Origin of the sequence: Acinetobacter sp. UBA801 (assembly GCA_002296655.1) — a bacterium.
Taxonomy (GTDB): Bacteria; Pseudomonadota; Gammaproteobacteria; order Pseudomonadales; family Moraxellaceae; genus Acinetobacter.
This window is the reverse complement of the sequence record DBIN01000029.1, coordinates 52,212-60,307: the sequence shown is the minus strand read 5'-3', so window position 1 is coordinate 60,307 and position 8,096 is coordinate 52,212. Positions and strand designations below refer to the sequence as shown.

At 40.8% G+C, this 8,096-nt stretch carries 5 protein-coding genes and 1 pseudogene; 4 read left to right on the top strand and 2 right to left on the bottom strand.

The window, feature by feature from the left end; genetic code table 11:
- Window positions 1-73: 73 nt before the first annotated feature.
- On the bottom strand, window positions 74-1,240 hold the full coding sequence (metK, locus tag B2W49_RS06430) for a methionine adenosyltransferase (RefSeq protein ID WP_291335645.1): 1,167 nt from the start codon (window positions 1,238-1,240) through the stop codon (window positions 74-76).
- 779 nt (window positions 1,241-2,019) lie between these two features.
- On the opposite strand from metK, the gene tkt reads away from it, so the two are divergent.
- The 3 genes from tkt (at window position 2,020) to B2W49_RS06415 (ending at window position 5,494) form a co-directional block, all read left to right on the top strand.
- Window positions 2,020-4,008, top strand: a complete 1,989-nt coding sequence (gene tkt, locus B2W49_RS06425; RefSeq protein WP_291335643.1) for a transketolase — start codon at window positions 2,020-2,022, stop codon at window positions 4,006-4,008.
- 151 nt (window positions 4,009-4,159) lie between these two features.
- Window positions 4,160-4,375, top strand: coding sequence for a hypothetical protein (locus B2W49_RS06420; protein WP_004976879.1), 216 nt, complete (start codon window positions 4,160-4,162; stop codon window positions 4,373-4,375).
- Between the two features lie 534 nt (window positions 4,376-4,909).
- On the top strand, window positions 4,910-5,494 hold the full coding sequence (locus tag B2W49_RS06415; RefSeq protein WP_179990125.1) for a YceI family protein: 585 nt from the start codon (window positions 4,910-4,912) through the stop codon (window positions 5,492-5,494).
- A gap of 229 nt (window positions 5,495-5,723) precedes the next feature.
- On the opposite strand, the gene B2W49_RS06410 is transcribed toward B2W49_RS06415, so the two are convergent.
- Window positions 5,724-7,235 carry an aldehyde dehydrogenase family protein gene (locus tag B2W49_RS06410; RefSeq protein ID WP_019837400.1) on the bottom strand — a complete coding sequence of 504 codons (1,512 nt, stop codon included), beginning with the start codon at window positions 7,233-7,235 and terminating at the stop codon, window positions 5,724-5,726.
- Between the two features lie 245 nt (window positions 7,236-7,480).
- Here B2W49_RS06410 and B2W49_RS06405 point away from each other — a divergent pair.
- Window positions 7,481-8,096, top strand: a pseudogene (locus B2W49_RS06405) (transcriptional regulator); the annotation flags it as partial.

The window sequence follows — 8,096 nt, the reverse complement described above, 5'->3', positions numbered from 1 at the left end:
TGTGGTTTGGTAGCTAAATTTTATCCAAAAAAAGCCCACCGAAGTGAGCTTGATAATACTGAAAAGTTTTACATTACAGACCCGCAGAAGCTTTTAAGGCCTCAACTTTGTCAGTTTTTTCCCATGTAAATGCAGTGTCGGAACCTTGACGACCGAAGTGACCATAAGCAGCAGTTTGCTTATACATCGGTTGAATGAGGTTAAGCATACGAGTGATCCCGTATGGACGTAAGTCAAAGTGTTCACGTACCAAAGCAATAATCAATTCATCTGCTACTTTTGCAGTGTTAAAAGTGTTAATTGAAATTGAAGTTGGTTCAGCAACACCAATTGCATAAGACACTTGAATTTCACATTTGTCTGCCAAGCCTGCTGCAACAATATTTTTTGCAACATAACGACCTGCATAAGCAGCTGAACGGTCAACTTTAGATGGGTCTTTACCCGAGAAAGCACCACCACCGTGACGCGCCATACCACCGTAAGTATCTACAATAATTTTACGGCCAGTTAAACCACAGTCACCTACAGGGCCACCAATTACAAACATCCCCGTTGGGTTGATGTGAAATTTAGTGTCTGCATGGAACATTTCGGCAGGAATCACTTTTTTCACAATTTCTTCAATCACAGCTTCTTTGAGCTGAATTTGAGAAATTTCAGGATCATGCTGAGTAGATAAAACTACTGCGTCCAAACGTACAGGCACACCATTTTCATACGCAAAAGTTACCTGACTTTTTGCATCTGGGCGTAACCAAGGTAAAGCACCACTGCGACGTAATTCAGCTTGCTTTTCCATTAAGCGGTGTGCGTAAGAAATTGGGGCAGGCATTAATACATCAGTTTCACGGCTGGCATAACCAAACATCAAACCTTGGTCACCCGCACCCTGATCTTCAGGTTTTTGGCGGTCTACACCTTGCGCAATTTCAGGTGATTGTTTACCAATCATATTAATGACCGCACAGGTAGAACCATCAAAGCCAAGATCTGAATGATGATAACCAATACCGTTTACGGTTTGACGAACAATGGCTTCAAAATCAACATTTGCAGTTGTTGTGATTTCTCCTGCCAGTACAACCGCACCCGTTTTTACAAGCGTTTCACAAGCAACCCGCGCATAAGGGTCTTCTTTTAAGATTGCATCCAAAATGGCATCACTGATTTGGTCAGCCATTTTATCTGGATGGCCTTCGCTTACAGATTCCGAGGTAAATACAGCGTACTCGCGCATAAGTCCTATCACAGTTAAATTCAAAAGACGCAATATGTTACATCGAGTTAGACTTTAGGACTAGCGCATTACGACTAAAATGGCTGAATTTATTTCAATTCAATGACTTTTTATCGCATATCTTTTGCTAAAAAATAGATAAAGTATCGGTATGACTATATTTTGACTCAAAAATATTCATGTTGGCTAAAGCATGCCGTCATAATTTTAAACTAAGAAACATTTTATTTTTAAACATTGAATTGTATTTAAAAACAACATCTTATATTGATGTTTTAAAGACGTTGAATTGAGTTTATCTGCATGATTCTGCATTTTTAAAAGCTATTATAAAGTTTTGAAGGATGGCTGTGATTCAATTTATTGTGTGAAAAGTGAATAAAATTCAGGGTGGGGTTAAACTTGTCTATTATTTCAGCATTTAGTCAGGTCAAAATTGGATAATGCATGGAGTTAAACGAGATGAATTTTATCTAAAGTGTGAGTCGGGCATCAAACTTGCTCTTCGTTCATGCGAAATTCTATAAACTGAAATATCTATGTTTTAAAATCTGTAAAGCTGCGGCTTAAAACTTGCTTTGTTGAATGGTTGGCCTCATTTCTCTTAAAACAAATGCTGAAACTGCCCCGAATCTGCACGAAAAGTACGCTGAATGGGAATTAATGCGGAAATATTGTTGCATAGGCTTTACCCCTCAGGCGTTTTTTTGAGAGAATAGCGGCTGTTTTGAATTCTATTCATCTTCTTCTGTTTAACGATTTTTTGTGGACTCTGACCTATGACGACCCCGCTTAACGAACGTCGTATTGCAAACGCAATTCGTGTATTGGCAATGGATGCTGTGCAAAAAGCAAATTCAGGACATCCAGGTGCTCCGATGGGGATGGCAGATATTGCCGATGTGGTGTGGCGTGAATTCTTGAATCACAACCCAACTAATCCACAATGGGCAAACCGCGACCGTTTTGTACTGTCTAATGGTCATGGTTCAATGTTGCAATATGCGTTGTTGCATTTAACAGGTTATGATCTTTCAATCGAAGATTTAAAAGCGTTCCGTCAGTTACATTCTAAAACACCTGGCCACCCAGAATTGGGTTATGCACCAGGGATTGAAACCACTACTGGTCCACTCGGTCAGGGGATTGCAAACGCTGTTGGTTTTGCTTTAGCAGAAAAAACATTGGCTGCACAATTTAATAAAGAAGATATTCAGGTTGTAGACCATTTCACTTACTGTTTCTTGGGTGATGGTTGCTTAATGGAAGGTGTTTCACACGAAGCATGTTCATTGGCAGGTACTTTAGGTTTAGGCAAGCTGGTTGTTTATTATGATGACAACGGCATTTCGATTGATGGTGAAGTAGAAGGCTGGTTCTCTGACGATACCGAACAGCGTTTCTTATCTTACGGCTGGCAAGTTCTAAAAGTTGATGGTCATGATGCTGATGCAATTCGTGCTGCTACAGTTGAAGCAAAAGCTGAAACGCAAAAACCAACCATTATTATTTGTAAAACTGTGATTGGTTTAGGTTCACCAAACAAACAAGGTAAAGAAGACTGTCACGGTGCGCCATTAGGTCATGACGAAATTGCATTGACTCGTGAAGCATTAGGTTGGACAGATGAAGCGTTTGTAATTCCTGAAGATGTATATGCCGCTTGGGATGCGAAAGCTAAAGGTGCAGAATCAGAAGCAGCATGGAATACGACTTTTGAGGCTTATGCAGCAAAATATCCAACTGAAGCTGCTGAACTTAAACGTCGTTTAAGCGGTGAATTGCCAGCAGAATTTGTTGCGCAAGCAGATGCATTTATTGCAGAAACCAATGCTAAAGCAGAAACCATTGCTACGCGTAAAGCCAGCCAAAATACTTTACAGGCATTTGGTCCATTATTGCCTGAATTGTTGGGTGGTTCTGCAGACTTGGCAGGTTCAAACCTAACTCTTTGGAAAGGGTGCCAAGGCGTTCAGGACAATGCAGCAGGCAACTATGTGCATTACGGCGTACGTGAGTTTGGTATGACTGCAATTGCAAACGGTGTTGCGCTTCACGGCGGTTTCATTCCTTATGTTGCAACATTCCTTATGTTTATGGAATATGCGCGTAATGCTGTGCGTATGTCTGCATTGATGAAGCAACGCGTAATTCATGTGTATACTCACGACTCAATTGGTTTGGGTGAAGATGGTCCAACACACCAACCTGTTGAACAAATTGCATCTTTACGTGGTACGCCAAACTTAAATACATGGCGTCCATGTGACACGGTTGAAGCTGCAGTGTCTTGGAAGTCTGCACTTGTACGCTCAGAAGGTCCAACTGCGTTGATCTTCTCACGTCAAAACTTGCCATTCCAAACCCGTACTCAAGCGCAAATTGAGAACGTGGCGAAAGGTGGTTACGTTTTGGCTGAAGAAAAAGGTGAATTAAAAGCAATTATTATTGCAACAGGTTCAGAAGTGGGCTTGGCAATGGAAGCATACGCACAGCTTGAAGGTGTGCGTGTCGTGTCTATGCCATGTGCGGAAGAATTTGTGAAGCAAGATGCAGCATACCGTGAAGCGGTTCTTCCATCCAACATTCGTGCACGTGTTGCTGTTGAAGCAGCACATGTAGACTACTGGTGGAAGTTTGTAGGTTTAGACGGCAAAGTGATTGGTATGACGACTTATGGTGAATCTGCACCTGCGAAAGACTTATACCAATACTTCGGTATTACCACTGACGCGGTTGTTGCTGCAGTAAAAGAATTAACAGCTTAATTTTATAATTTGATGTTTTAAAGGCGTTCCTGCAAAGGGACGTCTTTTATTTTTGCATATTTGTTTGGTGTTCAATGCGATGATCCAGCAAATTTTGTCAGTGTAAGTTAGGTTTGTGAATGAACCTCTGTATAATTGAGTGAGATGAGAAATGAGTTTGTATGAGCAAATTAATGATGAAGTCACTTTAATGGATGCGGGTGAGCAAAAGTGGATTGGACAAGACTTACCACTTGAAGCCATGGTGGCGGTAGAGTTGTTATTACAGGATTTAGCTGAAGATCAGCAAATCAAAATTCGCCGTAAGAACCATGAAAAGCAATCAGGTTTAAAGCAGGTTGATCGTATTTTGATTGAGAAGCTTTAATCTATTGCGATGAATACGGTGCATTAAAAGGTGTATCGTCAAAAACAGCTTTATTCTATGCGTAGGGTAAAGCTTTTTTTATTGCTGAACAATAGTGTGTAAAATAGCCTAAGTACAATATTGTCAACGGCATTTTAAAATTGCCTCCCTTTGATCGCTTATTAAGTTTCAATTAGGGTTGAATCCCAATTCTTTTTTTATATACCTTCCCTGAGTACAGAGGAATAGGAATTTCTCAGCAACCTATTCAGCAGGTGAATCAAACAGCGCAACAGCGTGATCTGATCGGTTATATTGGCTGACCCATGAAGATAATTTACAGGCACGACAGTTGTATGATCGTGTCGCAAAAAAGAACAGGTTCTATTCAATATCGAAGTCCTACAGTCGCTATGTAAAACGAGCAAGCATAATTTTACAAATTTATCGTTTCAGTCATGCAACATATCGTTTTATCTTTAATCCTGTATTTGCAGCAAAAATCTATAAACTAAACTTCATTAAAACGTATCAACACTTTTAGAGATGAACAATATGAACATGAAATCACTTGCTTTAGGTTTGGCTATCGCGTCTGCAGCAACAATGACAATGGCTAAACCAGTGGCTTATCAAATTGACCCAACGCATACTGCTACTGTGTTTACTTGGGATCACTTCGGTTTTTCTACGCCATCAGGGAACTTCTCAAACATTCAAGGTACCATCAACATTGATGAGAAAAAACCAGCTAACTCATCTGTGAATGTGACGATTCCATTAAGCAGCATCAACACCAACGTAAAAGCTTTAGATGAGCACTTAATGGCAGCAGATTGGTTTGATGCAGCAAAATATCCAACCATTACTTTTAAAAGTACCAAAGTTGAAACTCAAGACAAGAAAAACTTTAAAATCACAGGTGATTTAACCGTTAAAGGTGTAACTAAGCCAGTTGTTCTTGATGCGGTATTGAACAAACAAGGCCCACACCCAATGACTCAAGCAGCGACTGTTGGTTTTAATGCAACGACTTCATTCAACCGTTCTGCATTTGGTATTGCAAGCTATGTACCAAACGTGGGTGATAAAATTACTGTAAACATCACTACTGAAGCATCTGTAGCTGCGAAAAAATAAGCAGTCGTGATTTGATCAAAAAGCATCATTTTTAAAATGGTGCTTTTTTATTTTCTTGATTTTATATCTATGATTTAAATGTCAGCAATTTTAGGTCTATGACTTGTAAGTCTATATGGATAAATGAATTTTTCTGTTTTTCTTTTTGTCCCGCTATACATTCTAAATATAAAAAATGCGAACCGAAGTTCGCATTTTTAATTCATCTTGTTGAGGTTGAAAACCCAACTTAGAAGAAGCCAGCAGGTTTGGTTGAGTAACTAACCAACAAGTTCTTGGTTTGTTGATAATGTTCTAACATCATCTTGTGGTTTTCACGGCCAATACCTGATTTTTTATAACCACCGAAAGCTGCATGCGCAGGGTAAATGTGATAACAGTTCGTCCAAACGCGACCCGACTGAATAGCACGACCTGCACGGTAAGAAGTGTGCGCAGAACGTGACCAAACACCTGCACCTAAACCGTAAATGGTGTCATTGGCAATTTTAATGGCTTCATCGAAGTCTTTAAATGTGGTCACAGAAAGCACTGGGCCGAAAATCTCTTCTTGGAAAATTTTCATGTCGTTGGTGCCTTTGAAAATTGTCGGCTCAATATAGAAACCGCTGCCAACTTCATGACGCTCACCACCACCTGTTAACACTTGTGCACCTTCGGCACGACCTGTCGCAATACAACCCAAGATTTTGTCCTGTTGTTCTTGCGATGCTTGCGCACCAATCATCGTTTCAGTATCAAGCGGGTGACCTGTTTTAATACGTTTAACACGTTCAATGGCTTTTTCAAGGAAACGGTCAGCAATACTTTCCTGCACAAGCGCACGCGATGGACAAGTACAAATTTCACCCTGATTCAGCGCGAACATAGCAAAGCCTTCGAGTGCTTTGTCTAGGTAGTCGTCTTCTTGCGCCATAACATCTTCAAAGAAAAGATTTGGAGATTTACCACCAAGCTCCAAAGTCACTGGAATGATGTTTTCAGTGGCGTATTGCATGATCAATTGACCGACCTGAGTCGAACCTGTGAATGCAATTTTGGCAATACGTGGATTGGTTGCCAATGGGCGACCAACTTCTACGCCGTAACCATTGACTACGTTTAGTACGCCTGCAGGCAATAAATCTTGAATGAGTTCGACTAAAACTAAAATGCTGGCAGGGGTTTGTTCTGCAGGTTTAAGTACAATACAGTTACCCGCAGCCAAAGCAGGTGCAAGTTTCCATGTTGCCATTAAAATAGGGAAGTTCCATGGAATAATTTGCCCTACAACGCCCAATGGCTCATGGAAATGATAGGCAATGGTATCTTCATCAATTTCAGAAATTCCGCCTTCTTGGGCACGAATACAGCCTGCAAAATAACGGAAATGGTCAATCGCCAATGGAATGTCGGCAGCCAATGTTTCACGAACAGGCTTACCATTATCCCAAGTTTCGGCAACTGCCAATAATTCTAGATTTTGTTCTAAACGATCTGCAATTTTTAACAAAATGTTAGAACGTGTTGTAGGAGATGAGCTGTTCCATTGTGCTTTGGCTTTATGGGCTGCATCTAAAGCCAGTTCAATGTCTTCTGCCGATGAGCGTGGGACTTTGGTAAATACTTTGCCATCTACAGGAGAGATATTTTCAAAGTATTCGCCTTTTACAGGGGCGACCCACTCGCCACCAATAAAGTTTTCGTATTGTGCTTTAAATTGAACTTTTGAACCGGGTTGATTGGGATCTACGTAACGCATAATTCTCTTCCTTTGATGGTTTTTTATAATCTGCCGTCATCTTTACCTTTTAGCACAATCCTGTGTCTAAAATCAGGTTAAATTTACGGCTAAGGTATAAGGTACTTTGGTACGTTATTTGTTTAGCATACCAATATAAGGTTGGAAAAAGGTTGGAAAGTTGCAGATTTACAAGCAACGAACAAATCCTTACAAAAGTAAGCGGTACAATGGATGTAATGCCCACAGGATTGTGAGAATCAGTCATGATGAAAAAACAAGACCTATTGGAAAAAAGACAGCATATTGAACAGTTTAGACAAAGCAGTAGTTTATCGCCGCTACATGCGCAACAAATTCAGCAGAGTATTTTAAATTCTTGGCAACGCTCTCAAATTGCGGAAATTCCTGTTGATCGGCTGGCAGCCCCGTTAAATTCTCGTTTATCGCATCCGCAAGGCGGTTCGGCTTTACAACGTGCTGTGCAAAACTGTGCAGAGGATTTAAGACATATCGCGCAGCAGTCCGACATGGTGGCAGCCGTGGGCGATGTGGGCAGTACGATTATTTGGACTGCAGCGAGCGCGCAAATGCGTAATGTGGCGGAACAGGTGCATTTTGTAGAGGGTGGGCAGTGGCGTGAAGAGTTGGTGGGTACCAATGCTTTGGCTTTGTCACTCAAAACTCAGCAAGCCAGCTGTGTGTTTTCCAGTGAACACTATATGTCATCCTTACATGACTGGGTTTGTTATGCAGCGCCTATTTTAGACCCTCATTCCAAACAAGTGTTGGGCGTAATTGATTTATCGACTACTTGGAAAAACCATAACAGTTTGGGTTTGTTGGCAGCAGAACGCTGTGCTTCTTTGATTCAAAATGCAC

What these genes read in the sequence shown, in the direction of transcription:
- metK (WP_291335645.1), bottom strand. Translation starts at nt 1,240, where the DNA reads ATGCGCGAGTACGCTGTATTTACCTCGGAATCTGTAAGCGAAGGCCAT.
- tkt (WP_291335643.1), top strand. Translation starts at nt 2,020, where the DNA reads ATGACGACCCCGCTTAACGAACGTCGTATTGCAAACGCAATTCGTGTA.
- B2W49_RS06420 (WP_004976879.1), top strand. Translation starts at nt 4,160, where the DNA reads ATGAGTTTGTATGAGCAAATTAATGATGAAGTCACTTTAATGGATGCG.
- B2W49_RS06415 (WP_179990125.1), top strand. Translation starts at nt 4,910, where the DNA reads ATGAACATGAAATCACTTGCTTTAGGTTTGGCTATCGCGTCTGCAGCA.
- B2W49_RS06410 (WP_019837400.1), bottom strand. Translation starts at nt 7,235, where the DNA reads ATGCGTTACGTAGATCCCAATCAACCCGGTTCAAAAGTTCAATTTAAA.